This is a genomic window from Pseudomonas peli (assembly GCF_050563605.1).
In the GTDB taxonomy this organism is placed as follows: Bacteria; Pseudomonadota; Gammaproteobacteria; order Pseudomonadales; family Pseudomonadaceae; genus Aquipseudomonas; species Aquipseudomonas peli_A.
The window spans coordinates 1-353 of sequence record NZ_JBNXUH010000335.1 but is presented as its reverse complement, the minus strand read 5'-3'; the positions used below and the strand labels follow the sequence as shown (position 1 = coordinate 353).

Annotated in this window: 1 pseudogene; it reads right to left on the bottom strand. The window is 59.1% G+C overall.

Annotation, left to right across the window (positions count from 1 at the left end):
* Positions 1 to 201 (bottom strand): annotated as a pseudogene (locus ACQ4LH_RS21925) (hypothetical protein); the annotation flags it as partial.
* Between the last annotated feature and the right edge of the window lie 152 nt (positions 202 to 353).

Below are 353 nucleotides of genomic sequence, written 5' to 3'. Positions count from 1 at the left end.
CGATGTGTATAATCGGCAGATCTTGCTGGGCGCATTGCGTATCCCAGTGAGCCCGCTCACCAGTGTGCCGTGGTTGCGTTTGGCGTCTNCCTTGATCCGCGCGGCCAGCTGCATGCCGGTCATGCCGGGCATGTCCTGAYCGAGCAGTACCGCATCGAAGTACTCGTGCAGATGCGCCTTGGTGCGCAGCAGGGCCATGGCTCTGTCTCTTATACACATCTCCGGAGCCCACGAGACGNTGCTTGGGCCGCGCAGCGAGCAGCATGCCAGTCAGGCCAGACATGTTCTGATCGAGCAGTACCTCAACGAAGATCTCGTGCAGATGCTCCATAGTTTGCAGCAGGGCATAATCT